Raw genomic sequence first — 25,877 nt, 5'->3', positions numbered from 1 at the left:
CGCCCGGTCCGTGTCCCGGCCGCCGGACGGCGTGCAGCAGTTCACTGTGCCCCCATCACGCGCCGGTGCAGTCCTCCGTCGAACTCGGACGACGTGGCGCTCTCGTCGTCCAGGTCGATGCGCACGGTGTGGATGGTGCCGGTGAACTCGTTGTCGAGGGCGGGATAGTCGTCGGTGACCGGGGTGCTCAGGTCGACGCCGACGTCGAGGGTCTCGTCGAAGGAGAAGTAGTACGGGATGGTCTGCTCGACCCGTCCGGTCGCGTGCTTCTCGCCGTTGACCAGGAGTACGGCGGTGCCGCCCTTGCCGAGTCCGCCGCCGTCGTAGCCGAATTCGAGCCGGATCTCGTGCCGTCCGGGTGGCAGGGGCCGTTCACCGCGCGCGGTGTACAGGTTCATGCCGAAGTAGTTGTAGGCGTAGGCCGGCCTGCCGCCGGTGACATACAGGCTCCAGCCGCCGAAGCGGCCGCCCTGCGAGATGATCACGCCTTCGGCGTCCGCCTCCGGCAGGTCCACGTCCGCGGTGATGCTGTGCGAGCGGTTCTTGACGTTGAGGGTGGTCTCCTCGGTGAACCGCCGCATCCCGGCGCGGTAGGTGATGGAGGTCCGCTCGCCGAGCAGATCGATACGGCCTGCCACGGCGGGGTTCTCCCGTTCCGTGACCCGGTCGTCCAGGGGGAAGACCTGGTACTTCGCCGCCTCGATCAGGAACAGGTCCTGCAACCGGCGCAGCTTCTCCGGGTGTTCGTCGGCGAGGTCGTGTGCCTGGCTCCAGTCGTGGTCGATGTCGTAGAGCTCCCAGACGTCGTCGGCGAACCGGCGGTCCTTGTCCGGCACCATCTCCCAGGGGACGCCGTGCCGGGTGACCGCCATCCAGCCGTTGTGGTAGATGCCCCGGTTGCCACACATCTCGAAGTACTGGGTCCGGCGGTGCTCGGGAGCGTCGGGGTCGGTGAGCGTGTGCTGCATGCTCGTGCCCTCGATGGGCTGCTGCGGCACCCCGTCCACGCTGAACGGCGCCGGGATTCCCGCGCAGTCCAGGATCGTCGGGAGTACGTCGATGACGTGCGAGAACTGGTGCCGCAGCCCGCCGCGCTCGGGGACCCCGCGCGGCCAGTGGAGGATCATGCCGTCGCGGGTGCCGCCGAAGTGCGAGGCCACCTGCTTGGTCCACTGGTAGGGGGTGTTCAGGGCCAGCGCCCATCCCGCCGGTGCGATCGGGTAGCTGAGCGGGCCGCCGATCTCGTCGATGTGGTCGATCATCTCGTCGGGGTCGTCCACCACGCCGTGCCCCAGCCGGTGCTCGACGATCGTCCCCTCGATGCCGCCCTCGCCCGAGGCGCCGTTGTCACCCAGGATGTAGAGGACGATCGTGTCGTCCAACTCGCCGAGTTCTTCGAGCGCGTCGAGGAACCTGCCGACCTGCACGTCCGCGTGTTCGGTGAATGCGGCGAACGTCTCCATGAACCTCGCCGACAACCGGCGCTGGTTGTCGCTGAGTTCGTCCCAGTGGGGCACGCCCTCGGCCCAGGGCGCGAGCTCCGCTTCCTCAGGCACCACCCCGAGGTCCTTCTGCCGCTCCAGCGTCAGTTCGCGCTGCCGGTCCCAGCCGTGGTCGAACCGTCCGCGGTACTTCTCCTGCCACTCCTGGCCGACGTGCAGCGGGGCGTGGGCGGCGCCCAGTGCCAGGTAGGTGAAGAACGGCCGGTCCGGAGTCAGTGTGCGCTGGGTGCGCACCCAGTCGATGGCGTGGTCGACGAGGTCCTCGGAGAGGTGGTAGCCATCCTCGGGCCTGCGATCCGGCTCGACGGGGGTGGTGCCCTGGTAGAGCAGCGGGTACCAGTGGTTCATCTCGGCGCCCATGAAGCCGTAGAAGGTGTCGAACCCCTCCCCCGTGGGCCAGCGGTCGAACGGGCCGACGGGGCTGATCTCGCGCGGCGGGGTCTGGTGCCACTTGCCGAAGGCGGCCGTGCTGTAGCCGTTGCCCTGGAGGATCTGGGCCATGGTCGCCGCGCTGCGCGGCCGGAACCCGTTGTATCCGGGGGCCGCGGTGGTCATCTCGGTGGTGCCGCCCATGCCGACCGAGTGGTGGTTGCGTCCGGTCAGCAGGGCCTGGCGGGTGGGCGAGCACAGGGCCGTCACATGGAAGCGGCTATAGCGCAGCCCGTTGTCCGCGAGTCGCTCCGCGGCCGGCATCTCGCACGGTCCACCGAACGCGCTGGAGGTGCCGAACCCCAGGTCGTCGACGAGCACGATCACCACGTTCGGGGCGCCCTCGGGCGCCGGGACCGGGCCGATGGGGGTGAAGGCGGTCTCCTGGTCGTGCACGTCCATCGCGACCGTCGGCGACCGGTGGTTATCCGGCCGCGGAAGTATGTGCCGTCCCGCGTCGAACTCAGTCATTCAATTCTCCGATTCGATGGCCGGCGGGGAAATCCACACCCTCTCCACACCCTTTCCGCAGCGCGAATACGGGCGCCGCCGGGTGGTATCGGTGGACCTTCGAAAATGCCCCGACCTGCGATGCAGCCAAGGTGTCAGCCACTGCCGGGCCGGTCAACGAGAGGGCTTGAATTGACGTGAACCGGTTTTGAATGAAGGCGGTAGAGATTTTCTATACCTACTGGACATGTCCGTCGGGGTCGGGCGCGGACGCCAGGTCCACGAACGCCTCGGCGGCCGGGGACAGTTGGCCCGAACGCCACACCAGCCGGCCATGGCGCAGCAGCCGTGGACGATGCGACAGCATCCGCGCCCCGCGCAGCGCGGCGTCCCTGGCCATGGAGGCCGGCAGTACGGCGGCGCCGACGCCGGAGAGGACCAGGGGCACGATCATCGCGCGGTGCGCGGTCTCCACCGCGATGCGCGGTGCGACACCCAGTGCGGTGCACACGTCGTCGACCGCCGCCCTGGTCTCGGTGCCCGGCGGTGTCACGATCAGGTCCAGCGCCGCCAGCTGACGCGAGGTGATGGTGTCGCCGGCCGGATGCGGGTGGTCGGCGGGCAGCACCACATGCATCTCCTGTTCCGGCAGGTCGATCCCGCTGAGGTCCGCCGTGGGCACCGAGGCGTCCACCAGACCGAGTTCGCACTGTCCGGCCGCGACCATCAGCGCCACGGCCGGTCCCCGCTCCGGGTCGACCACGCGCACGCTGACCTTCGGATGCGCGCGATGGAAGCGGCCCAGCATATGGGCCAGGGGGTCCACCGAAAGCGTCGTCTGCGAAACGATGTCGAGCCGTCCGCCGCTGAGCCCGAGGACTTCCCGTACCAGGGAACTGGCGGTGGACAGGTCCCGCAGGACCTGCCGGGCCGGTCGCACCAGGGCCTCACCGGCCGGGGTGAGACTGACGCCCTGCGCGAGCCGGTGGAACAGCTTCCCGCCGCATTCGCGCTCCAGGGAACGGATCGCGTGCGACAGCGAAGGCTGCGCGACATGGAGTGCGTTGGCGGCGGCCGTGAATCCGCCGTGCTCGACGACCGCGATGAAGTACTCCAGCTGACGTCGTTCCATCGCGTCTCCGTCGGGTCCGTGCACGTCCAAGGGCCACCGCACCCGCCGGCGCGCGAACGGCAGGCACAGTCTGCACCCGGCGGCGATCCTGTGCATGACCTGGTCACCCACAGGACTTTGAACTCACTGATGACAAAGTATGGACGCGCTCGACGAAAGTCCCCTACGGTATCGGCGCAACCGCACGAGTACCACCTCTGCGCACTCCCGGCGCAGTGGGTAACTCGACCGGAGTGCGATCCGGCGGCCTCCGGTCCGTTCTGGAGGACCGATGCATCAACGGTTGTTCCGCCGTGCCCGAAGACGACTCATCCCCCTGCTTCTCGGAAGCTTCCTCGTCGGAGGCGTGTGGACAGCGCCGCCTGCCTCCGCAGCCCCCGGTGACATCCCGCCCCAGGAACCCGGAGTGACCCTGCGGGTGTTCGACACCCAGGTCCCGCTCAGCAAGCTGTGCACGCTCAAGCCGGGGCAGACCCCCAACCACGACAAGCTGATGCCGACCGTGGACTGGTCCACGACCGGCGACTTCGGCGGCTTCGCCGACAACTTCTCCGCCGAGGTGTCCGGCTATCTCGTCATCCCCGAGGACGGCTCCTACACATTCCGCCTGACCAGCGACGACGGCTCCCGTCTGACCATCGACGACCGGACGGTCATCGACCACGACGGACTGCACGGCGCCGAGCCGAAGGACGGATCCGTCCAACTCACCGCCGGATCCCACCCGTTCCGCATCGACTACTTCGAACGCGGCGGCGAGCAGCGCCTCGCCCTGGCCTGGAAGCCACCGTCCGCGAGCGACTTCACCACCGTGCCGAGCGAGGCACTGAGCACCGACGCCGGGGTGGTACGGGTCACCGCTCCGGGACGCAAGGAGTGCGAGTCGGGAGCGGACAGCCCGGGTGACGGACTCCCGCTGACCGACGTACGCCCCGACCTCACCCTCACCGACCTCCGCCCGGACGGCTTCGAGCCCCAGGTCACCGGCATGGACTGGCTGCCCGACGGACGTCTGGCGATCACCACCTGGGGCGGCTCACAGACCACCACCGGCGAGGTGTACCTCCTCGACAACGTCACCGGCGACACCAGCCGCGACAAGGTGACCGTGAAGAAGGTGGCGAGCGGGCTGCGCGAGCCCATGGGCATCAAGTACGTCGACGGCTCGCTGTATGTGTCGCAGAAGCACGAGCTGACCCAACTCGTCGACAGCAACCGGGACTTCGTCACCGACGAGTACCGCACCGTCGCCACCTGGCCGTACGGCGGCAACTTCCACGAGTTCGCCTTCGGGCTGCTCTACCGCGACGGCTACTTCTACGTGAACCTGTCCGTCGCCATCAACTACGGCGGCGCGACCACGACTCCGCAGCCGGCGCCCGGCCGCGGGACCACGTACAAGGTCAGCAAGAAGACCGGGAAGATCCAGCCGGTCGCGGGCGGTCTGCGCACGCCCAACGGCATCGGCTGGGGCCCCGGCGGTGACATCTTCACCACCGACAACCAGGGCGGCTGGCTGCCCGCGTCCAAGCTCGTCCACATCAAGCAGGACCGCTTCTTCAACCACTACACCGAGCCGTCGGGCCCCTTCGACGACCGTTCGGTGACCGAGCCGGTGCTGTGGCTGCCGCAGAACGAGATCGCCAACTCCCCCAGCACGCCTCTGTACTTGAAGAAGGGCCGCTTCGCCGGGCAGATGCTCATCGGTGACGTCACCTACGGCGGACTCCAGCGTGCCTATCTGGAGAAGGTGAAGGGCCAGTACCAGGGCGCCGTGTTCCGCTACACGCAGGGACTCGAAGCCGGCGTCAACCGCATCACCATGGGTCCCGACGGCGCCGTCTACGCGGGCGGGCTCGGCGCGGACGGCAACTGGGGCCAGGAAGGAAAGCTGAAGTTCGGCCTCCAGAAACTGATGCCCAACGGCGGCAACACCTTCGACATCAAGGAAATGCGGGCCGTCCCCGGCGGCTTCGACCTCGAATACACCCAGCCGCTGTCCGAGGCCACCGCGGAGAAGCTGGCCTCCCGCTACCAGGCCGAACAGTGGCGCTACACCCCCACCACGGACTACGGAGGGCCGAAGATCGCCGAGGAGCGCCTCGCCGTCCGCTCGGCCACCCTCTCCGACGACGGCCGCACGGTCGCCCTGCGCCTCGACGGCCTCAAGCCGGGCCGCGTCGTACACGTCCGCTCACCACGCCCCTTCGCGTCCACGTCCGGTGAGACGCTGTGGAGCACGGAGGCCTGGTACACGCTCAACGCCCTGCCGGGCAAGCAACCGCCACCCGCCACGCTGTACGAGGCCGAGGAGGCGCGGCTGACCGGGACCGCCGGAATCAACAGGGACCACACCGGCTACTCGGGCAGCGGGTTCGTCGACCGCTACGGCACCGAAGGCAAGGCCGCCACCACCTTCGAGGTCACCGTCCCGAAGGCCGGCGACTACGACGTCAACCTGCGCTACTCCAACGGGCCCAACCCCTTCCAGGGCACCAAGTCCCTCTCCCTGTACGCCAACGGACAGAAACTGAGACAGACCAAGCTCGCCTCGACCGGCGACTGGGACACCTGGTCCACCCAGACCGAGCGGGTCACCCTGCGCGAAGGCAAGAACACCCTCGCCTACCGCTTCGACGCCGGTGACACCGGCCACGTCAACCTGGATCTGATCACCGTCCGCCCGCACGGCACCCGCGTCACCCTCTTCGACGGCACCGCCGCGTCGCAGGGTCAGTGGCAGCACACGGACGGACGTGCCGTGGAGTGGCCGCTGACCGACGAGCAGTCGATGGAGGTCTGCTGCGGCGACCTGCGCACCAAGGACGCCTACCAGGACTTCAAACTGCACGTGGAGTTCCGCGTGCCACTCCTGCCCGATGACGTCACCGGCCAGGACCGCGGCAACAGCGGCGTCTACTTCCAGGACCGCTACGAGCTCCAGATCCTCGACTCCTTCGGTGACACGACACTCGACACGAACGAAGCCGGAGCGATCTACCTGAAGAAGGCTCCGGACATCAACGCGGCCACGGCACCGGAGACCTGGCAGACGTACGACATCACCTTCCGGGCGGCCCGCTTCGACGCCGACGGCAACAAGACGGCCGACGCGCGGGTCACCGTCGTCTGGAACGGCAAGAAGGTCCACGACGACATCACGATCGACGGTCCGACCGGAGGGGGCCGACCGGAGGGTCCGTCAGCCGGGGCCATCCGCCTCCAGGACCACGGCAACAAGGTGCGGTACCGCAACATCTGGGTCGAACCGCTGAACTGAAAGGACCAGAACCGCGAGGAAGGGGGCGCGCCTGCACGGCCGTAGGCGCGCCTCCACCTCGAAATCCACGAGCCATCCGACCGGAGTCCAAGCAGGATGTGCCCGTGAACCATGTCCTGCACGGACTCGCCGCCAACCCGTCCCTCCCACCCGAACTGCTCGACCAGCTCATCGGCTGCGCGGACACCGACCTCAGCGGCGAACTCGCCGAACGCACCGACCTCACTCCCGCACAGCTGACCACGCTGGCCGCCCGCGGCGAGGAGATCGCCGTCCAACTCGCATACGCGGGCCGACTGACCGCCGCCGACATCGACCCCGCCACCCAGCCCTGCGCCGCGCTCGCCCTCCTCGACGAAGGCGCCGGCCGGCAGGAGTGGATGCCCCTCCTCGCAACCCACCCGACCCCCCGGTGCCGGGAGAAGCTCGCCGCCTGCCCCGGCCTGCCACCGGACGTCGTACGGACACTCGCCGCCGACCCGGACATACAGGTGGTCGCGGAACTCGCGCTGTGGGCCGCCCCCGATACGGCGGCCGGGCTCGCGCGGCATCCGCACGCCGAGGTCCGCCTCGCGGCGGCGGCCAACGACTCGACGCCATCGGACGTGCTGGAGATGCTGATCTCCGGTGAAGGGTTGCCACCGGCGCGGCGGTGCCTGGTCTGCGACCGGGAGGAGACGCCGTTCGTGCACGAGGGGTCCTGTCCGCGGCCCGACTGCGATCTCCCCTTGGGCGCCGCCTGTGACGGCTCCCACCAGTCCACCGTGCACGAGATCCAGCGCGTGGCGCTGCTCAACCCGGCCACCCCGATCGACGCCGCGGTCCGCTTCGCCGACGCCCCGTCGATGCTGCTGCGCAGCGCCCTCGCGACCCGCCCCGACCTGCCGTCGGCCGTGAGCGCCCGTCTGGCCGTGGACCCCATCCCTGGCGTCCGGGCCGAACTCGCCGAGAACCCGGCGATCGACGACACCGTGATCCGTACGCTGGCGGCCGACCGCGGACATGACGTGCAGCGTCGGCTGGCCCACAATCCGAACGTGCCGCTCGACGTGCTGGCCGACCTGGCGCACGCGACCAGGATCGGCGCCACCCTGTTGCCGCGTATCGCCGCCGCCTCTCCGCAGGAGACGGCACAGCTTGCCGCGTCGCCCGACCCGGCCGTACGGATGCTCGTGGCCCAACGACGCGACCTGCCGGGCGAGATCCGGGACACGCTGGCCGCCGACCCCGACGCCAAGGTGGCCAAGTCCGTCGCGTCCCACCCGGGCCTGTCCGACACGCACCTGCGCGCCATGGTGGCCCGACACGCAGTTCAGGTGATCGCCAAGGTGGCGGCCAACCCGGACGCCTCCCCCGCCCTGCTGGAGGAATTGACCCGGCATCAGCCACCGGTACGGAAGGTCTTCCGCGAGGTCACCCGCCACCCCCTCGCCCCGGCGCCCGCACTACTTGTCTGCCTGACCGAGCAACGAGCCCGTCCCCTGGCCGCCGCCCATCCGAACCTGCCTCAACCTGTCATCATCGAACTCCTCACCGACAACGACGATCAGGTGGCGGAGGCGGCAGCGGCGAACCCCTCACTGCCCGTCGGCGTCATGGTGAAGTTGATGCCCTGAGCGGCGAACTCGCAGTGTCAGTGGCATCCCAGGATCGTTCGGTCAGATGCGTGGCCAGACGTCGTATGAGCTGCTTGGTTCGTGTCTTGTCGTTGCCCGCGCTGACTCCGAAGACATACCGGCCCGACACCACGGTCGCGTGGGCGACGGGGAGTTGCTGCAATCCCGTTCTGTAGGTGTACAGATGGACGCCGCGCTGCGGCTGCGTGATCCGAGCCGTCACGCAGCCGCCCAGCGCGGGGTCGCAGCCCCAGGGGAGGACGCTCGTCGCGTAGGTCTCGGCGGCTGCTTCGTCCGTGGCCACCCAGCGCACGGTGACGGAGAAGATGCCGTCGTCGGATCCGGATTCCGTGGCGTAGCGACACACGCTCGGACTCGGCAATTTCGTGCCCATGACTTTACGGCTGGCCTTCACGGGCAACTTGACGTAGTTCTCGCCGAGTTCGGCCAGGAAGTCGTCGCTGACCAGGCCGCAGGCGTTCGGCCAGTCCCGCCGCTCGACTCCGCCCAGCGCCACCGGCCTCTCCGCGTCCGCCGTGCGGTGGCCGGGCCGGAGGGCGGTGTAGCGGGTGCCGTCCTTCTCCTCGCTGCGGACGATGAGCAGGTCGCCGCTGCTTCCCACGTACGTCCCCGCCACCGGCCAGGGGACGGTGGCGCTCTGCCGCCCGGCGAAGTCCCGCAGGCTGCTCGCCCCCGGTCCCTGAAGGCGGGCGTCTCCGGGGGACCAGCGCAGGTCGCCGCCGTATGCGCCGGCGACGTAGGCCTCGGTGATGATGGCTTCGCCGGTCACACTGCTGGGGGCCTGAGGTCCTTGGGGGCGTTTCCATAGGGTTCGCCCCGTGTCCTCGCGTACGGCATGCACGGTGCGGGACTGGAGCGAACCGGCGTCGGCCGGGACGCCGGGGTGGCCTTCCGAGAGGTAGACGACGCCGTCGGCCTCTCCCACGGGCCACAGTCCGGATTTCGAGTCGGCGCCACGCCGCGGGATCTCCTTCCCCGACGCCGCGAAGAGCCGTACGTCGTGGTCCAGGCCCACACCGATCACGCCGCCGGCCGCGCTGACCCCGACGGACTCGCGCACCCGTCCCATGGACCTCTTCCACACACTGCGGCCGTCTTCCCCGTTCACCACCTCGATCTCCGCGGTCTCCCCGGGGCAGCCCCGGAGCAGGGCGATGTGCTGTGCCGCCGCGGCCGCGTTCAAAGGAGAGGCCGGCGGGGTGATGTCGTCGGCGCCCGATCGCTCACAGGGCGGCAGCTCCGGCGTCGGTCTGCTCCAGCGGACCGCGCCGGTCCGGGGCACGAGGCCGACGAGACGGCCGTCGGAGAGTTGGGTGACAGGTCCGGATTCCAGGAGGAAGGGCGGTTGTCCCAGCCAGGAGTCCTCCTCTCCTTCGCGCGGCGTCGAACTCGCGGCCTTGTGCCACAGCTTGCGTCCGGTCGCGGGGTCGTAGGCGTTGAGGACGGCTTTGGTGTTCTGCCCGAACCACTCCTCCACAGCGAGCATCACACCGCCGGAGAACCCGACGGGGCTGAAACGGTCCGCGGAACTCCTCGCAGTGGAGAGGAATCGCCCGTCGCGGGTGTCCACCATGGCCACCTTGCCGCCCTGCGGGATCGCCAGCAGCCTGTCACCCACGACTGCCGGCTGCTCCGACACGTCCAGCGCCCGTCCGGAGGTTCGCAATGACCACGCCACGTCAAGCGTGTTGGGTCGTTCGAGGGGCCTTCCCGACGTGCCCGCGTCGCTCACCAGCAGCGCCACCAGGCTGGCGGTCGCCACCGTTGCGCAGGTGATGCGCCGGGCGATTCGTGCATGCGTCGAAACCATTGCGCTCACCCGTTCGTCGAGATCGGTCAGCATCCCCGTGACGCGGGAAGCCATGGGCAAGGGCGAGGATCATCGAGCCGGCGGTAGACGCCCCCGGCCGACCCCTCGTACACGGCCCCGTACCGCTCCGCGAAGCCGGTCACCGCGTACCGTCCGCCTCGTGGAGCGGGCACCGGCACGGTGCCGTCCTCTCCGTTGCGTACATAGCGGATGAGCAGTCCGAATTCGCGGGAGCCCTTCTCGGCCAGGAAGGTCGCCGACAGGTTGACCTGCTCTCCGGGGTCGAGCGTGATGACCTTGTCCTTGAAGTACTTCTGGGTGGTGTGCCGTCCGGTGCGAAAGGCGGGCTCCAGGCTGTCCAGATCCGCGAAGAGCTGGATCTTGTCCTCTCCCCCGGCGCCCGGTTCGCACACCAGCGTCCCGGCCAACGGCTCGGCGGCGCGGGGTGACTTCGGGTCGATCTCGATCGACGTGATCGTGAGGGAGGCCGGGCCCCCTTCAAGGGTCAGGCCGATGTTCAACTCTCCGACCCGCGCGCCCTGATTACGCCGGATGACGGCGCTCACATCGCCGCCGGTCACGAGTTCGGCGCGGTCCTCCGGCGACGAGACCTGCCGTGGGAGTGCCGTGCAGCCGGCCTCGTTCTCCTGTCTGGCGGTCACGACGAACGGAGCCGCCGAAGGGCTCCCGGAGGACACGCCGGCCTTGTCCGATGCCGGGTTCGGCTCTGACTCACCGGCCAGGCCGAGCAACTGGAGGGCGACAGCGGTCAGTACGGCCCCGATCACCGGGATGCCCGCGCCGAGCCAGAGCACCCGCGCATGCCTCTTCCACCACGGCTCCGACCGCTCGGGCGGCGTCGGCTCCTGTGTACGAGGCCGACGCCGCCCGCGCAGTGTGGTCCGGTTCCTCAACTCTCCCCCAGCGAGTGACGAGACGCTTCTGACCGCGCGTCAGCCGTAGCCCAGAGGAAGAAGGGTCATCCGAGGGAGTCGGGGCGGGACGCCACTTTCACCAACCTCACACAGCAGTGCAGCGACGAAACAGTTTCTCGCCCTCGGTGACGTGGCCGAAAACCGGCCCGGGGTGCCGGTGCGGCGGCGCACCGGGATCACCCGGTCAACACCCGGCGGCAAGATCTATCCACCGGCCGACGCCTCGCGATACCTCCGCAACCGAGGAGCACGTACAGCGGGCAGCCCGACCAGGGTGTATTCGAAGGCGTGGTGGTGGGGAGTCAGCGGGCGCCAGGGGCGTGGCGGCAGAGGGTAGTCGTCGCGCAGGACGCCCTCCGGGAGCACCCCGGTCGCCGGGATCGGCGACGTCTCGCCCGGATGAGCCAGGTACGCCCAGACGCCGCTGTCCAACGGCACCACGGCCCCGTCGTCGCCGGGTGGGCGCCAGGGCCCACCTGTGACGGGGTGGCGGGGTACGAGCAGGACGTCGGGACGGGGCCGTGGCGTACGGATCCCCGGGCCGGCCAGCCCCACCGACCGGGCCGCGGGCCCGGCGGGGAGGTACCGGTCGACGGCGTGCCCGAACAACTCGGCGACGGGGCCGGCGGGAAGGGTCACAGGGCTGCCCTCGGTGACCGCCACGAGGTGGGCCATCGCGACCCCGACCGCCGCCTCCCAGCGGCGGCTCCACGACCCGTCGGGGTCGACGGGCGGGACTCGGTGCTCGGTGCGTTCCAGGTCGTCCCAGTCGGAAGTCGGACCTGCCGCAAGCCCGGACGGGCGCTTTTCGACCGCGTCGGGTTCCAGCCACACCGTCTGCCACAATCCGCAGTCGTCCATGCGGGTCGCCACGGCCCGCCCGCACCCCTCGCACGCCAGGTTGGGTCCGACCCGGCCGTCCACACCCCGGCAGTAGCCCTCGCACTTCTCGAGGATCAGGGCCATGGACCGGGCGTCTCCCGGAGCGATGACGATCCTGTTCCGCGCGCCGAAGGAGACGGAGTACACACGGGCGTACACGTCCTGCTGGGCGGCCGCGTCCTCTCCGACCTCGTCCCACAGTCGCCAGGGCGGTCCGGTGGGCCGGGGATCGACGGCGTACGTCGCGGGCTCCATCAGCGGAGGATGCAGTTCTTCCCAACCTCCGTGGTGGGTGTGGACGGGGAGAGCGACCCGCGACACCGGCGCGGTCAACTCAGCACCACACCCTGCACACACGAACACATCCAAACAAGCTCCCCTTCGCCCCGGTTCCTCGGGGATCGTGCCTCGACCGCACCGGAAGGTCCACTGGATTTTGCAAGGCCCGCAGCACCGACGGGCCCGAGCCGGGGCTGGTCCGGCTCGGCCCGTCCGGACCCGTCCGACCACTGCCAGGGATCGAGCCGATGGTGGTGTGTCGTGTGCGTGTCGGCGGCCCGCCGGGCGGCTGTGCGGGCCCATAGGATCACCGGCATGGCACTGCGACCTGTTCATGTGAACATCAAGGCACTTGATGCCTCGGCGGTCGGCCGGTTCTGGGCGGAGGCGCTCGGCTGGAGTGCCTACAGCGCCGGGGTGACCACCTACGTCGGTCCCGTCGGCGGGTTCGTCTGGCCGGACCCGGTCTTCCTCGGCATCGATGTCGTTCCTGTCCCGGAGGCCAAGAAAGCGACGAAGAACCGTATACACCTCGATCTCGCCACCTCCTCCGAGGCCCATCAGACGGAGTTGGTCGCGCGCCTGAGCGCTCTTGGTGCGAAGCCGGTCGACGTGGGGCAGGGCGATGTTCCGTGGACGGTCCTCGCCGACCCGGAGGGCAATGAATTCTGTGTGCTGGAGCCCCGGGAGGTCTACCGGGACACGGGGCCGATCGCCGCGATCGTGGTCGACTGCGCGGATCCTCGGTCCATGGCCCGGTTCTGGGGCGAGGCGACGGACTGGACCGTGCACGAAGTGAGCGGCGATCAGGCGGTGTTGCGTTCCGCGGCGGGCGTCGGCCCGTATCTGGAGTTCCTCCGCACCCCCGGGGTGAAGACGGTGCCGGACCGCGTCCATCTCGACCTGCTGCCGTATCCCGATGACGACAAGGCGGCGGAGGTGGCACGGTTGCGGACCCTGGGGGCGACGAACCTCGACCTCGGTCAGGGCGACGTCGCGTGGACGTGCCTGAGCGATCCGGAGGGGCACGAGTTCTGCGTCCTCGCCCCGTCCTGATACGGACCCTTCGGGGTCAGCTCAACTCGCCTTGAGGGTGACGGTCGTTGCACGAGCGGTGCGCTCGTGTTCGCTACGGGCCGTTTCCAGGAGGCGTCGCCAGGAGCGGACCGTCGGCCGCCGCCGTAGCAGGGCCCGGCGTTCCCGCTCGGTCATGCCACCCCACACGCCGTACTCGATGCGCTCGTCCAAGGCATGGGCGAGGCATTCGGTTCGTACGCCGCAGCCGCCGCAGAGTGCCTTGGCTCGATTTTGTGCCGCCCCTTCGACGAACAGGTCGTCAGGGTCGGCAGTGCGGCACAGTCCACGTTCACTCCAGTCGGTGCCCGCCATCTGTGATGCCGTCCTCTCCCCTGGACTGATGATGCCGATTGCCTCTTTGCCGCAGGCAACCGGCATATGACAGTACGCCGTTCAGCGGCTGCTACCGAGTCTGCCCTACGTTGTCACACCTTCGGGTGAGCGGTGCTTGCCTGCTGCAGGCGGTAGCGCTATAGACGCATCTCGCCTCGCGAACCGGCCGGGTGGGCCGGCGGGGGGGGCATTCATCGCTCGGTATGCGGCGCGACGGCGGGCTCAACGGGAGTCGTCAGACGGGCGGCGCTGATCATCTCCCAGGCCAGGCGGGGCTTGGTCGCGAACTCGATCTCGTCGGGTATCCCGGCCGCCTGGCGACGCTCAGGATCGGTGCACCAGGAGTGCTCGCGCAGGTAGAGCCGGCGGTCGATCAGTGTCCGTCCCCGGCTGGTGGCGTAGGCGAGGAAGACGCCGACCTGGGAGTTCTCTATACGTCCCGCAGTGCCGGTGTACTGCCGCTGGATGCCTGCCGAGGCGCGGCCCTTCTTCACGAAGCCCGTCTCGTCCACGATGAGGACGCCTGCCTCGGTGCCGAGGTGTTCAACGGCGTAGATGCGGATGTCGTCGCGGACGGCATCCGCGTCCCAGCAGGCGTAGCGCAGCAGCCGCTGCATCGGCCCCGGCCGGATGTGACCGGCCTGTTCGGCCAGCTGCCAGCAGTTCTTCCGCTCCGCCTTCGACAGCAGCCCGAGCAGATAGGCACGGGCACTCGCCCTCGGCTCAACCCGACCGAAGCGGCCCGCAATCCGGGCCATGACCTGGTCGAACATCACCCGCCAGCGGGCAGGGTCTACGCTATGGCCCGCGGCCACCGCAAGATCTTCGTTTGTCCACACACCAACCGATGATCACGCGGTGGCCGTACCCGTTCTCGGCCGGGGGCGCTGTCGGCGGCCACTTCGAATTTCCCCAAGTACGGCCAGATACATGATCACAGTCCGTTCTCGATGAGCATTGGGTCACAACGTGCCTCCGGGAATGTCTGGTAGGCACGGGGCGTGGAGGAACTTGAACGACTCAGCGACATCGAGCAGACCGCGGCCGGCGACGGGCAGCCGATCTGGGCCGCTCAGGGACAGGGCGGCGACAGCCTGGGCCCGGGGGTGCGAGCCTGGAGCCATGGCGCGGCGCTGGCGGTGGCAAGCCCGAGCCCGCAACAGGACCGGCTCGCGGTCCGGGGTGACAGTGCCGACGCAGTCGTGCTGGTGCGACGGGTCTTGGACGAAGTCGGCCCGTCCTACCGGCTCTTGGGGGAGGCTCCCCTGATCGATGCGCTGGTGCGGCAGCTGCCCGGCCTGGTGCCGGTTCACACCTTCTTCTGGATGGAGACCGCCTCCCCCTGTGGTGCTGCTGCCGCGGACGTGCGGTGGCTGGACGCCAGCCACGAGAAAGAGGCGACGTCGCTGTTCGACCGCTTCTTCCCCGACTCCTACGCCCAGCCGGGACGCGCTGGCGTGTGCCGCTGGGCCGGGGTCGTCGGCGCGGTGAACGGCGGCGCCGGGGCGGAGCCGCTGGCGGTGGCGGCGGATGCGTGGTCTGCGGCCGGGTGCGGATTCATGGCAGGGGTAGTCACCCATCCCGCCGCCCGCGGGCGCGGTCTGGCGCGAGCCGTCTGCGGCTTCGTCCTGGATGCCCTCGTCCGCCGCCACGGCCGCGCCGCGCTCATGGTGCTTACCGGCAACGCACCAGCCATCGCAACGTATGAACACCTCGGCATGACCAAGCGCCTGTTCGAGGCAGCGCACATACCGGGCCGGTGAAACCGGGACTCCACCACAGCAAACCAACATGGGTCGCGATTACTCGGAGTGATCATCGGCGGCCAGGTCGCTCCCCGCCAACTGGCCGCCAGTGGGGAATCTCAACTGGCCACTGTCAAGACGCCACAAGATCGCGAAACCAGACTGGAGTACTAACCCCTACGGAGTGAGCCTGGTCGGCCGAACAGACAGTGCGCCGATGCCCCCTGACGGTCCTTCCGTTCCCGCCCATCCAGGTGGTCAGAAGGCCCTGTCCCGGGCGAAGATGGTGGTCATGACGGATGAGGGCATCTCGATCGACTCCACCACGCCCAGTATCGCGCGTGTCTACGACTATCTGTTGGGCGGAAAGGACAATTACGCCGTAGACCGGGAGATCGGCGATGTGTTCAAACGGGACCTACCCGGTTCGGTGGGAATCGCCTTCGCCAACCGCGCGGCGCTGACGCGGGCGGTAAAGGAGATCGTGACGACGACCGACGTACGGCAGTTCATCGACCTGGGCAGCGGTCTGCCGACGGCCGACAATGTCCACCAGGTCGCACAGCGACACGCTCCGGAATCGAGGGTCGTCTACGTCGACATCGATCCCCAAGTGTTGGTCTACGGCCGCGCACTGCTGGAGCAGAACGACCGGACCCGCGTCGTCGCCGCCGACGTACGCAATCCCGAGGACGTCTATCAACACCCGGACACCCGGGAACTGATCGACTTCGAACGCCCGGTGGCCGTCATGTTCAGCGCCATCCTCCACCACGTCAACGATGACGAGGACCCGGCGCGAATCGTCCGCTACTGGCGTGACCATGTGCCGTCCGGGAGTTGCTTCTTCGTCAGTCATTTCCGCTCCGGCGACAACTCGGAGACGAGGGAAGCGGAGAAGGTCCTTCAACGAACCTTCGGCCGTGGCAGGTGGCGCAGCGACGAGGAGATCGAGGGCCTGCTGGACGGCCTGGAGATCCTCGACCCCGGCATTGTGCCCGCGCCCTTGTGGCGTCCGGAAGCGGTCGACACTCAGTGGACCGGCTGCGGCGGACGGGAACTCACCGTCTGGGAGCACCTGATCACGGCCGGGTTGGCCCGCAAGCCTTGAGCCCGCCTGTCGCTCGACTACGGCTTCGATGCCGAGCGGATACGGGTGTCGTCGTCCGTACGGTCACGAGCAATTGCAGGACAGGGCGTAGACGAAAAGAACGGCCGTTACGGCAAACGTGGCGGCCGCCGCTCCGGCGAGTCGCATTCGCCGTCCTGTCCGCTCGGGACGCATCAGCTCCCAGGCGCCATAGGCCAGGAAAGCCAGCAAGGCACCGCCTACGCCTCCAGTAATGAGCGAGCTGCGCTCCCATCCCCAGAAGAACGCCACAGCCAGCCCCAGCGCAGTAAGGCACGCAAGCAGCGTCAGTGCTGCCTCTCCGGCAAATTCCTCCACGAGTTCTTTCAGAAACGAGCCGACGCCGCGTATCACACGAACGACATGACTCCGAGCCACTGGAACAGCCACACGCCCCCCGCTTTCAGTTTCCACGGATCGGACCCTACGAAATCTCGCCGCGTCGGTGAAGAGCAATCAAGGTCATCTGTTCAGGCCCAGCCCCAGGTCTCCGGCTCGGAATAGCGCTGCCCGGTCGCAGGTTGCAGCCATGGTCACGAGCTCTCTGATCCGAAAGGCCTGTCATGAAGATTGGCATCATCGGTGCCGGCAATATCGGCGGCAACCTCACGCGCCGTCTCACCTCGCTCGGGCATGACGTCTCGGTGGCCAACTCACGCGGCCCGCAGACCCTGACCGACCTGGCCAAGGAAACGGGCGCCTCGCCGGTCCCAGTGGAGGACGCGGCCGACGGTGCCGAGATCGTCGTCGTCACCGTCCCTTTGAAGGCGGTGCCGAACCTGCCGTCCGGGCTGCTGGACACGGCGGCCGAGGGCGTCGCGGTCATCGACACCGGCAATTACTACCCCCAGCAGCGTGACGGGCGGATCGCCGGGATCGAGGACGAGGGCCTGACCGAGAGCCGCTGGACCGAGCGGCAGATCGGGCACCCCGTCATCAAGGCGTTCAACGGCACCTACGCCCAGGACATCCTGGATCGCGCCCGACCGGAGGGCGCCGCCGACCGTATAGCGCTGCCCGTGGCGGGCGACGATCAGGAGGCGAAGCGCAAGGTCATGGCGCTCATCGAGGAACTCGGTTTCGACACCGTCGACGCCGGCGGAATCGATGAGTCCTGGCGCCAGCAGCCCGCCAGCCCGGTGTACGGAATGCGAGGCAGCGCCGCGGAGGTCACCGAGGCACTGGCGGCTGCCACACCGGAACGGACGCCGGAGTTCCGCGGCTGAGCGAGCCGCTTCCCTGGGCAGCGGGGTCCTGAGACCTGCCTCGGCAGATCGCCTATTCGGGTTCTGCCGAGGACTCCCGCACCACCAATTCCGTCGGCAACATCAACTGCTGCCGCTCCGCGCCCGGTTCGATGATGTCCGCGAGGATGCGGACCATCGCCATGCCCAGTTCCTCCACCGGCTGACGCACCGTCGTCAGAGGCGGGTTGGTCCACCGGGCGTGCGGAGAGTCCTCGAATCCGACGACCGCCACATCGCCGGGCACCCGCCGTTTCTGGCGGCGCAGTTCCTCCAGTGCGCCGATCGCCATGAGGTCGGAGGCGGCGAAAACGGCGTCCAGATCAGGGGCACGTTCAAGAAGCGAACGCATTGCCCGGCTCCCGCTCTCCCAGCTGAAGTCGCCGACCTCGACCAGAGCTTCCTGTGCGGGAACTCCGGCCTCGTCATGGGCAGTTCGCCAGCCTTCGAGGCGGCTGCGGCCGACGTCCATGTCCAGCGGTCCGGCGATGGTGGCCACTTTCCGACGTCCGCCGCGCAGCAGGTGTCGTACCGCCTCGGTCGCTCCTCCGGCGTTGTCGGCGTGCACGTAGCTCAGCGGTTCGTCCGCGTCGCGGCGGCCGGCCAGCACGGTGGGCAGGCCCATTTCCTCAAGCATCGCGGGCAGCGGGTCGTCGAAGTGGACGGACACCAGCAGGACTCCATCCACCCGGCGTTCGGCCACCGTCTCGGTCAGCTGCTCGCGTTCGGCCTGGTCCCGGACGAGCATCAGCTGGAGCTGGGTGCGGCGGTCGGCGAGGGCCTGGCTGACGCCTCGGATCAATGCGGCGAAGAACGGTTCCGAGCCGAGTCGGCTCGCCGATTCCGGGATGACCAGGGCCACCGCGTCGGTGCGGCTGGTCACCAGGCCGCGGGCGACCGAGTTGGGTACGTAGTTGAGCTCCTTGATCGCGGCCAGGACCCTGGTGCGGGCGTCGGCACTGACCAGATGCGAGCCGTTCACGACACGGGACACCGTCGTCCGGCCCACGCCGGCACGGGCGGCGACCGTCTTGATCGTCGGACGGCGGTTTCCAGCCATACGCTCCCCTCCCTGAAGCCGCGGCAGTGTCGACCGCGTAGGTGACCAGCACCAATTCTGGCAGACGGCGACCTACGTCAGGCGGCCCGTCCGTCACGAAAGGTGAACACGTCGACCGGGCGCCCGCCGCTGATTGCGTTCAAGTCATTGACAGATCGGCTCGCTCCGGTGAGTCTGCTACGCGTCGATGGGAACGTGCCCACCCAGGAGTGGGCACGTTCCCACCACTCACCGTAGCCGCTGGGTCACCGCTTTCGTGTCCGTCCGATACGACTGCGCCGGCCGTAGGGAGAAGATTCATGAGCAGTCTCGGTACGTCGCGCGGCAAGAGGCTGGCGGCAGCAGCCGCGGCCGTCGGCGCGTTGGCACTCGTCGCCGCTTGCAACAGTGGCGGCGGCTCGGTCACGGGCGGCGGCAAGAAGGACGGCAAGGTCGTCATCACCATGGGCATGTACGGGGTGATGGGCTTCAAGGAGTCGGGCCTGCTGGAGCAGTATGAGAAGGAGAATCCCGACGTCGACATCCAGGCCGAGATAGCCGGTGACGAGCAGACGTACTACACCGCGCTCCAGACCCATCTCGCCGCGGGCAACGGTCTGAAGGACATCCAGGGCATCGAGGTCGGCCGTGCGAAGGAGGTGACGGAGACCCAGGCCGCCAAGTTCGCGGACTTCGCCGGCCAGACGGGCACCGACCACTTCCTGCCCTGGAAGCAGTCCCAGATCACCACCAAGGACGGCAAGGTCCTCGGCCTCGGCACCGACAGCGGCCCGATGGCCGTCTGCTACCGCAAGGACTACTTCGCCGAGGCAGGCCTGCCCACCGACCGGGAGGCGGTGGGCAAGCTGTGGGCGGGCGACTGGAAGAAGTACGTCGAGGTCGGCCGCACCTTCGAGAAGAACTACAAGGGCGACAAGGTCGCCTACATGGACTCGGCCAGCGGCCTGTTCAACGCCATGGTCTACGGCTACCCCGAGCAGTACTACGACGAGGGCGGCAACCTCATCTACGCCAAGAACCCTGTCGTCAAGGACGCGTGGAGCCTCGCAGCCGACGCCGCCGAGGACGGGCTGAGTGCCAAGCTCCGTCAGTTCCAGCCGGGATGGGACCCGGGACTGGCCAACGGCACCTTCGCCACCGCCGTCTGCCCGGCGTGGATGCTGAGCCACATCAGCGAGAAGGCCGGTCCGGACAACGCGGGCAAGTGGGACGTCGCCAACGCGCCCAAGGGCGCCAACTGGGGCGGCTCCTTCCTCGGCGTGGTGGAGAAGAGCCCGGTCAAGGCCGAGGCGCAGAAGCTCGTCGCGTGGCTGACCGCGCCGGAGCAGCAGGCCCACATCTTCAAGAAGCTGGGCAACTTCCCCTCCTCCACTGCCTCCCTCGACCGTGACGACGTCAAGAACGTCACCTCCGAGTACTTCAGCGACGCGCCGATCGGCCAGATCTTCGGTACGGCCGCCCAGGAGATCCCGGACAAGCAGGTCCTCGGCCGCAAGGACGGCACGATCAAGGACACCTTCTCCCAGGGTCTGGCCCTGGTCGAGCAGGGCACCTCGCGTGACAAGGCGTGGAAGACCACCTCGGAGCGCATCGAGAAGGCGGTCGGCTGACCTCGCCGGCCTCCGGCCACCCGGGGCGCGTGCGCCTTCTGCCGGCGCGCCCCGGGCACGGCTCAGACATCCGCTGTCAGGAAGGAAATCCGGTGGCCACCTCCACCACGAACGCCCTGGTCGGCGAGGAGCCCGCGGGCCCGTCGCCGAAGCCGGGCACCGGACGCTCGGGGCAGCGGCGCAGTGCCCTGCTGCACCGGCTGGACCTCAAGGGCGCGCCGTACGCGTTCGTCGCGCCGTTCTTCGTCGTCTTCGCCGCGTTCAGCTTCTACCCGCTCATCTATACGGCGTGGATCTCGCTGCACGGGGTGGAGCTCGCCACTCTCGACGTCATGCAGTGGGTCGCGCTCGACAACTACGTCGACCTGGTGAACGACTCGCGGTTCTGGAACGCGCTGCGGAACACGATCACCATCGGTGTCATCTCGACGGTGCCGCAGTTGCTGATGGCGCTCGGTCTGGCGCATCTGCTCAACTACCGGATGCGTGCCTCGCTGTTCTTCCGCGTGGCGTCCCTGGTCCCCTACGCCACGTCCGTCGGCGCGGCGGCGCTCGTGTTCACCATGCTCTTCGAACGCGACTTCGGCATGATCAACTGGGCGCTGGGTGTGGTGGGTATCGACCCGCTGGACTGGGAGGCCGACAAATGGCCTGCGCAGGCCGCGATTTCGACCATCGTGATCTGGCGCTGGACCGGCTACAACGCGCTGCTGTACCTGGCCGCGATGCAGGCCATCCCCGCCGAGCGCTACGAGGCGGCCTCCCTCGACGGGGCCTCGCGGTGGAAGCAGTTCACCCACGTCACCATCCCCGGGATCCGCTCCACGGTCGTCTTCACCATCGTGCTCTCCACGATCGGCGCCACCCAGCTCTTCGGTGAGCCGCTGATCTTCGGGCAGGGGCCCAACGGAGTCACCGGCGGCGCCGACAACCAGTACCAGACGCTCGGCCTGCTGCTGTACGAGGAGGGCTGGAAGAACTACCAGATGGGCCGCGCGGCGACCGTGGCCTGGGCGATGTTCCTGCTGCTCGTCCTCGTCTTCGCGGCGCAGCGCCTGATCCGCCGGCTGCGCCCCCGCACGCCCTGACCTGGAGCCCTCATGACCGTCAACAGCCTCCCGGTCCGCACCGAGATCCCGGTCCGGACGGATACCGAAACCCCTCCCCGCCGCAGCCGGCGGCTGCTGCGCCCGGGTGCCGGCCGCCAGCACCACGCCGGGCCGCTCGCCTACGTGCTGCTCGCCGTCATGGCGATCCTGTCGATCTTCCCGCTGTACTGGACGATGGTCGCGGCGTCCACGGACAACACCCGTGTCAGCCAGAGTCCGCCGCCGTTCCTGCCCGGCCCGAACCTGTTCAGCAACCTCGCCCGCGCGTGGGACGAGGCGGCCATGGGCAAGGCCATGATCAACAGCACGATCGTGGCCGGGGTGATCGCGCTGTCCACGGTGATGTTCGCGACCCTCGCGGGCTTCGCCTTCGCCAAGCTGCGGTTCAAGGGCCGCAACATCCTGCTCATGCTGGTGATCGGCACGATGATGGTGCCGCCGCAGCTCGGCGTCGTACCGCTGTTCATGATGATGTCCGAACTCGGCCTGGCGCAGCAGCTGCCCGCCGTCATCTTCCCCACGCTGGTCAGCGCGGTCGGCGTGTTCTTCATGCGGCAGTACCTCTCGGAGGCACTGCCGGACGAACTCGTCGAGGCCGGGCGCGTCGACGGGGCGCACTCGCTGCGCATCTTCTGGAGCATCGTGCTCCCGGTGGCGCGGCCCGCGATGGCGGTGCTGTTCATGATCACGTTCGTGCACGCCTGGAACGACTTCTTCTGGCCGTTCGTGGTCCTCGACATGACCAACCCGACCGTGCCCGTCGCCCTCACCCAGCTCAGCGCCGGTTACGTCCGCGACCAGTCGCTGATCATGGCGGGCGCGCTGCTCGGCACGCTCCCGCTGCTGGCGATGTTCATCGTCTTCGGCCGTCAGATCGTCAGCGGCATCATGGCCGGCGCCGTCAAGGGCTGACCTCGCACATCCGCCCGGGCGACCAGCGCCGGGCCCGTACGACCGTGCCCTTCGCACGTTCGCGAACGGCACCATTCTTGAAAGGACTTACGTGGTCACCGCTGCACAGCAGAGCGAGTCCGCCATGGACGGCGCCCGCATCTTCCCCCATGACTTCCTCTGGGGCTCCGCGACCGCCTCGTACCAGATCGAGGGCGCTGCCGCCGAGGACGGCCGTACGCCGTCGATCTGGGACACGTACGCCAGGACGCCGGGCCGGGTCCGCAACGGCGACACCGGCGACATCGCCACCGACCACTACCACCGCTGGCGTGAGGACGTCGCGCTGATGGCCGACCTCGGCCTCGGCGCCTACCGGTTCTCCCTGGCCTGGCCCCGGATCCAGCCCACCGGCCGCGGCCCCGCCGTCCAGAAGGGCCTGGACTTCTACCGGCGTCTGGTCGACGAGCTGCTGGCGAAGGGCATCAAGCCGGTCGCCACGCTGTATCACTGGGATCTGCCGCAGGAGCTGGAGGACGGCGGCGGCTGGCCCGAGCGGGTCACGGCCGAGCGGTTCGCCGAGTACGCGGCCCTGGCCGCCGACGCCCTCGGCGACCGGGTGACGACGTGGACCACCCTCAACGAGCCCTGGTGCAGCGCCTTCCTGGGCTACGGCTCTGGCGTGCACGCCCCCGGCCGCACGGACCCGGTGGCCGCGCTGCGCGCCGCCCATCACCTCAACCTGGCTCACGGCATGGCGGTCGAGGCGCTGCGCGACCGGCTTCCCACCGGTGGCCAGTGCTCGGTCACCCTCAACATCCACCACGTCCGACCCCTGACCGACGACCCGGCCGACGCCGACGCGGTCCGGCGGATCGACGCGCTCGCCAACCGGGTCTTCACCGGTCCGATGTTGCAGGGTGAGTACCCGGAGGACCTGCTCAAGGACACCGCCGGCCTGACCGACTGGAGTTTCGTCCGCGACGGCGACCTGCGGCAGATCAATCAGCCGCTGGACTTCCTCGGCGTCAACTACTACACGCCCACCCTCGTCTCGGAGGCCGGCGGCACGGGCAGCCACAACTCGGACGGACACGGCAACAGCACGCACAGCCCGTGGCCCGGGGCGGAGAAGGTCGCCTTCCATCAACCGCCCGGCGACACCACCGCCATGGGCTGGGCCGTCGACCCCAGCGGTCTGTACGACCTGCTGCGCCGACTGTCGTCCGACTTCCCGCGCCTGCCGCTGGTCATCACGGAGAACGGCGCGGCGTTCGACGACTACGCCGGCCCCGACGGCATGGTGAACGACCCCGGTCGCATCGCCTACCTGCGCGGCCACCTCGCGGCGGTCCACCAGGCCATCGCGGACGGCTCGGACGTGCGCGGCTACTTCCTGTGGTCGCTGCTGGACAACTTCGAGTGGGCGCACGGCTACAGTAAGCGCTTCGGGACGGTCTACGTGGACTACCCGACCGGCACCCGCATCCCGAAGGCCAGCGCCCGCTGGTACTCCGAGGTGGCCCGCACCGGGGTTCTGCGTCCCGAATAGGACCGCCTACTCGGCCGGTTCGCGGTGAGCGGTGGCGAACCGGCGCTGGTAGGCGGCGGGACTGATGGACAGCTCCCGTGCGAAGACGCGGCGCAGGCTCTCGTAGCTCGGAAAGCCGGCCAGGGACGCCGCCCGCGTCGCGGTGTGCCCCTGGTCGAGGAGTGACTTCGCGATGTCGAAGCGGATCGACTCGACGTACCGGGCCGGGGTGGTGCCCAGCTCCTCCCGGAACAGCCTGGTGAGGTGACGCGTACTGAGGTTGAGCCGCCCGGCGAGTTCGGCGAGGGAGTGGTTGCCGGCGGGGTCCGCCGTCACCAGGTCGACGACCCTGCGCAGGGCGGGCGATCGGGGCGGCGGGCCCTGGAGGGGCGCGGAGAACTGTGACTGGCCGCCCGCCCGGTGCAGGTAGACCACCAGGGAGCGGGCCACTTCCCGGCTGACGTCGGGACCGTGGTCCTCCTCCACGAGGGCGAGCGCGAGGTCGATGCCCGCGGTGACACCCGCCGACGTGTACGTCGAGCCGTCGCGGACGTAGATGGCGTCGGGCTCGACGCGCGTCTTCGGGTGCCGGGCAGCGAGTTCGCCCGCGATCTTCCAGTGCGTGGTCGCCCGTTTACCGTCCAGCAGGCCCGTGGCGCCGAGGACGAAGGCGCCGGAGCACACGGACGCGACCCGCCCGGCGCGGGCTGCCAGGTCCCCGGCGGCTTCGGCCAGGTCCCGTGTGATCGGGGTTCTGGGATAGACGGCGCCGCCCGGCATCAGGAACGTGTCGGGGTCCGGCTCCTCGGCCGCGCTGCCGTCGACGGCGATACGCATGCCGATGGAGGAGGTGACATCGGCGCCCGTCGCCGACACCAGGGAGATCCGGTAGTCGGCGCCGAGCAGATTCGCCTCACCGAACACCTCGGCCGGGCCGGCGACGTCCAGCAGTTTGACGCCGTCGTAGACGAGCATCGCCACCCGATGCGCGCGGGCGCTCACAGGCCCGTCCTGGGGTGACCGGATCTGAGTGGTTCATGGCCGTACCGAGGCGGCGCCGGGGACCGTGTCGGCGGCACCGTGGAGAAAGGGCACACGGCCCACTCGTAGCGCATCGCACCGGAAAGCACGGAGATCATGACCGACATCATCGCAGGGGTGGAAATCCCCGAGACCCCGGCCGTCGCGGAGGCCACCGACTTTGTCCGGGAGCGGACGAACCCTCTGATCTTCCATCACTCCAGGCGGGTATTTCTCTTCGGTTCCCTGCACGCGGACGAAATGAATCTCCGGCCCGATCCCGAGTTGCTCTACATCTCGGCGATGTTCCATGACGCGGGCCTTTTGATCCCGTTCTCCGAAACGCAGCAGCGTTTCGAGCTGGACGGTGCCGACCACGCGCGGAAGTTCCTGCTCGACCGCAGGTTCTCCGAGAGCGCCGCCGACGTGGTCTGGAGGGCGATCGCCCTGCACACGACGCCGGGGATTCCCGGCCGGATGGAGCCCGAGATCGCCGCCACGAACTACGGCGTGCTGACCGACGCGGTCGGCTGGGGGCTGGACCGGCTGGAAGGCGACCGGTTGGACGAGATCGTCGCCGCCCATCCACGCGGCGATTTCAAAAGGGAATTCCTCCAGGCATTCGTCGACGGTCTCAAGGACCGCCCCGACACGACCTACGGGACCCTCAACGCGGACGTCCTGGAACACTTCGTTCCCGGTTTCCGCCGTACCTCCATGGTGGAACGGATCATCGAGGCTCCATGGCCGCGGTGATCAGTGCGGTGGTGGGCACTTTTCACCCCCTCAATG

At 68.9% G+C, this 25,877-nt stretch carries 21 protein-coding genes; 11 read left to right on the top strand and 10 right to left on the bottom strand.

Annotated features, from left to right (window positions below):
• Positions 1 to 41: 41 nt before the first annotated feature.
• Both IE325_RS37975 and IE325_RS37970 read right to left on the bottom strand, forming a co-directional pair.
• Entirely contained in the window at positions 42 to 2,402 is a 2,361-nt protein-coding gene (locus IE325_RS37975; protein WP_190074720.1) for an arylsulfatase, read from the bottom strand.
• Positions 2,403 to 2,619: 217 nt separating this feature from the next.
• Positions 2,620 to 3,513: a LysR family transcriptional regulator gene (locus tag IE325_RS37970; RefSeq protein WP_190074719.1), complete on the bottom strand. Its 894-nt coding sequence runs from the start codon at positions 3,511 to 3,513 to the stop codon at positions 2,620 to 2,622.
• A 271-nt stretch (positions 3,514 to 3,784) separates the two neighbouring features.
• Between IE325_RS37970 and IE325_RS37965 the strand changes: the two genes are divergently transcribed.
• Together IE325_RS37965 and IE325_RS37960 are read left to right on the top strand one after the other, a co-directional pair.
• Complete coding sequence (locus IE325_RS37965; protein WP_190074718.1) at positions 3,785 to 6,793, top strand: 3-keto-alpha-glucoside-1,2-lyase-like domain-containing protein; 3,009 nt, start codon at positions 3,785 to 3,787, stop codon at positions 6,791 to 6,793.
• Between the two features lie 104 nt (positions 6,794 to 6,897).
• Positions 6,898 to 8,409: a hypothetical protein gene (locus tag IE325_RS37960; RefSeq protein ID WP_190074717.1), complete on the top strand. Its 1,512-nt coding sequence runs from the start codon at positions 6,898 to 6,900 to the stop codon at positions 8,407 to 8,409.
• On the opposite strand, the gene IE325_RS37955 is transcribed toward IE325_RS37960, so the two are convergent.
• From IE325_RS37955 to IE325_RS37945, 3 genes are all read right to left on the bottom strand, one after another.
• On the bottom strand, positions 8,387 to 10,192 hold the full coding sequence (locus IE325_RS37955) for an outer membrane protein assembly factor BamB family protein (RefSeq protein ID WP_190074716.1): 1,806 nt from the start codon (positions 10,190 to 10,192) through the stop codon (positions 8,387 to 8,389). The genes IE325_RS37960 and IE325_RS37955 overlap by 23 nt on opposite strands.
• A gap of 74 nt (positions 10,193 to 10,266) precedes the next feature.
• Positions 10,267 to 11,055: a hypothetical protein gene (locus IE325_RS37950; RefSeq protein ID WP_190074715.1), complete on the bottom strand. Its 789-nt coding sequence runs from the start codon at positions 11,053 to 11,055 to the stop codon at positions 10,267 to 10,269.
• 324 nt (positions 11,056 to 11,379) lie between these two features.
• Positions 11,380 to 12,426 carry a hypothetical protein gene (locus IE325_RS37945; protein WP_190074714.1) on the bottom strand — a complete coding sequence of 349 codons (1,047 nt, stop codon included), beginning with the start codon at positions 12,424 to 12,426 and terminating at the stop codon, positions 11,380 to 11,382.
• A 225-nt stretch (positions 12,427 to 12,651) separates the two neighbouring features.
• Between IE325_RS37945 and IE325_RS37940 the strand changes: the two genes are divergently transcribed.
• On the top strand, positions 12,652 to 13,392 hold the full coding sequence (locus IE325_RS37940) for a VOC family protein (RefSeq protein WP_190074713.1): 741 nt from the start codon (positions 12,652 to 12,654) through the stop codon (positions 13,390 to 13,392).
• 21 nt (positions 13,393 to 13,413) lie between these two features.
• Here IE325_RS37940 and IE325_RS37935 read toward each other — a convergent pair whose 3' ends face one another.
• A complete protein-coding gene (locus tag IE325_RS37935; RefSeq protein WP_190074712.1) occupies positions 13,414 to 13,725 on the bottom strand; it encodes a WhiB family transcriptional regulator in 312 nt (103 codons plus the stop codon).
• Between the two features lie 212 nt (positions 13,726 to 13,937).
• Positions 13,938 to 14,504 carry an IS701 family transposase gene (locus IE325_RS37930; RefSeq protein WP_434095397.1) on the bottom strand — a complete coding sequence of 189 codons (567 nt, stop codon included), beginning with the start codon at positions 14,502 to 14,504 and terminating at the stop codon, positions 13,938 to 13,940.
• A 243-nt stretch (positions 14,505 to 14,747) separates the two neighbouring features.
• Between IE325_RS37930 and IE325_RS37925 the strand changes: the two genes are divergently transcribed.
• Both IE325_RS37925 and IE325_RS37920 read left to right on the top strand, forming a co-directional pair.
• Positions 14,748 to 15,509 carry a GNAT family N-acetyltransferase gene (locus tag IE325_RS37925; protein ID WP_190074711.1) on the top strand — a complete coding sequence of 254 codons (762 nt, stop codon included), beginning with the start codon at positions 14,748 to 14,750 and terminating at the stop codon, positions 15,507 to 15,509.
• A 274-nt stretch (positions 15,510 to 15,783) separates the two neighbouring features.
• Entirely contained in the window at positions 15,784 to 16,602 is an 819-nt protein-coding gene (locus IE325_RS37920) for an SAM-dependent methyltransferase (protein ID WP_190074710.1), read from the top strand.
• A gap of 63 nt (positions 16,603 to 16,665) precedes the next feature.
• On the opposite strand, the gene IE325_RS37915 is transcribed toward IE325_RS37920, so the two are convergent.
• On the bottom strand, positions 16,666 to 17,034 hold the full coding sequence (locus tag IE325_RS37915) for a hypothetical protein (RefSeq protein WP_190074709.1): 369 nt from the start codon (positions 17,032 to 17,034) through the stop codon (positions 16,666 to 16,668).
• 149 nt (positions 17,035 to 17,183) lie between these two features.
• Here IE325_RS37915 and IE325_RS37910 point away from each other — a divergent pair, with 149 nt between their 5' ends.
• A complete protein-coding gene (locus tag IE325_RS37910) occupies positions 17,184 to 17,846 on the top strand; it encodes an NADPH-dependent F420 reductase (protein WP_190074708.1) in 663 nt (220 codons plus the stop codon).
• 52 nt (positions 17,847 to 17,898) lie between these two features.
• Here IE325_RS37910 and IE325_RS37905 read toward each other — a convergent pair whose 3' ends face one another.
• Positions 17,899 to 18,924, bottom strand: a complete 1,026-nt coding sequence (locus IE325_RS37905; RefSeq protein WP_190074707.1) for a LacI family DNA-binding transcriptional regulator — start codon at positions 18,922 to 18,924, stop codon at positions 17,899 to 17,901.
• Positions 18,925 to 19,223: 299 nt separating this feature from the next.
• On the opposite strand from IE325_RS37905, the gene IE325_RS37900 reads away from it, so the two are divergent.
• From IE325_RS37900 to IE325_RS37885, 4 genes are all read left to right on the top strand, one after another.
• Positions 19,224 to 20,534, top strand: a complete 1,311-nt coding sequence (locus IE325_RS37900) for an ABC transporter substrate-binding protein (protein ID WP_190074706.1) — start codon at positions 19,224 to 19,226, stop codon at positions 20,532 to 20,534.
• 92 nt (positions 20,535 to 20,626) lie between these two features.
• Positions 20,627 to 21,622 carry a carbohydrate ABC transporter permease gene (locus IE325_RS37895; protein ID WP_190074705.1) on the top strand — a complete coding sequence of 332 codons (996 nt, stop codon included), beginning with the start codon at positions 20,627 to 20,629 and terminating at the stop codon, positions 21,620 to 21,622.
• A gap of 12 nt (positions 21,623 to 21,634) precedes the next feature.
• Complete coding sequence (locus IE325_RS37890; protein ID WP_190074704.1) at positions 21,635 to 22,555, top strand: carbohydrate ABC transporter permease; 921 nt, start codon at positions 21,635 to 21,637, stop codon at positions 22,553 to 22,555.
• A 91-nt stretch (positions 22,556 to 22,646) separates the two neighbouring features.
• Complete coding sequence (locus tag IE325_RS37885; protein WP_190074703.1) at positions 22,647 to 24,086, top strand: GH1 family beta-glucosidase; 1,440 nt, start codon at positions 22,647 to 22,649, stop codon at positions 24,084 to 24,086.
• Positions 24,087 to 24,092: 6 nt separating this feature from the next.
• Here the strand turns inward: IE325_RS37885 and IE325_RS37880 are convergent, their stop codons facing one another.
• Complete coding sequence (locus tag IE325_RS37880; protein ID WP_190074702.1) at positions 24,093 to 25,067, bottom strand: GlxA family transcriptional regulator; 975 nt, start codon at positions 25,065 to 25,067, stop codon at positions 24,093 to 24,095.
• Between the two features lie 135 nt (positions 25,068 to 25,202).
• Here IE325_RS37880 and IE325_RS37875 point away from each other — a divergent pair, with 135 nt between their 5' ends.
• The gene (locus IE325_RS37875; RefSeq protein ID WP_190074701.1) at positions 25,203 to 25,841 is read left to right on the top strand and encodes an HD domain-containing protein; all 639 of its coding nucleotides are present in this window, start codon (positions 25,203 to 25,205) and stop codon (positions 25,839 to 25,841) included.
• The last annotated feature ends 36 nt before the right edge of the window (positions 25,842 to 25,877 follow it).

This window comes from Streptomyces lanatus, from assembly GCF_014655715.1.
Taxonomy (GTDB): Bacteria; Actinomycetota; Actinomycetes; order Streptomycetales; family Streptomycetaceae; genus Streptomyces; species Streptomyces lanatus.
This window is presented reverse-complemented; position numbering and strand designations above follow the sequence as displayed.

Excerpts from the sequence above, each read along its gene's own strand:
- IE325_RS37975 (WP_190074720.1), bottom strand. The coding sequence starts at position 2,402 with ATGACTGAGTTCGACGCGGGACGGCACATACTTCCGCGGCCGGATAAC.
- IE325_RS37970 (WP_190074719.1), bottom strand. The coding sequence starts at position 3,513 with ATGGAACGACGTCAGCTGGAGTACTTCATCGCGGTCGTCGAGCACGGC.
- IE325_RS37965 (WP_190074718.1), top strand. The coding sequence starts at position 3,785 with ATGCATCAACGGTTGTTCCGCCGTGCCCGAAGACGACTCATCCCCCTG.
- IE325_RS37940 (WP_190074713.1), top strand. The coding sequence starts at position 12,652 with ATGGCACTGCGACCTGTTCATGTGAACATCAAGGCACTTGATGCCTCG.
- IE325_RS37935 (WP_190074712.1), bottom strand. The coding sequence starts at position 13,725 with ATGGCGGGCACCGACTGGAGTGAACGTGGACTGTGCCGCACTGCCGAC.
- IE325_RS37930 (WP_434095397.1), bottom strand. The coding sequence starts at position 14,504 with ATGGCCCGGATTGCGGGCCGCTTCGGTCGGGTTGAGCCGAGGGCGAGT.
- IE325_RS37920 (WP_190074710.1), top strand. The coding sequence starts at position 15,784 with ATGACGGATGAGGGCATCTCGATCGACTCCACCACGCCCAGTATCGCG.
- IE325_RS37910 (WP_190074708.1), top strand. The coding sequence starts at position 17,184 with ATGAAGATTGGCATCATCGGTGCCGGCAATATCGGCGGCAACCTCACG.
- IE325_RS37905 (WP_190074707.1), bottom strand. The coding sequence starts at position 18,924 with ATGGCTGGAAACCGCCGTCCGACGATCAAGACGGTCGCCGCCCGTGCC.
- IE325_RS37900 (WP_190074706.1), top strand. The coding sequence starts at position 19,224 with ATGAGCAGTCTCGGTACGTCGCGCGGCAAGAGGCTGGCGGCAGCAGCC.
- IE325_RS37890 (WP_190074704.1), top strand. The coding sequence starts at position 21,635 with ATGACCGTCAACAGCCTCCCGGTCCGCACCGAGATCCCGGTCCGGACG.
- IE325_RS37875 (WP_190074701.1), top strand. The coding sequence starts at position 25,203 with ATGACCGACATCATCGCAGGGGTGGAAATCCCCGAGACCCCGGCCGTC.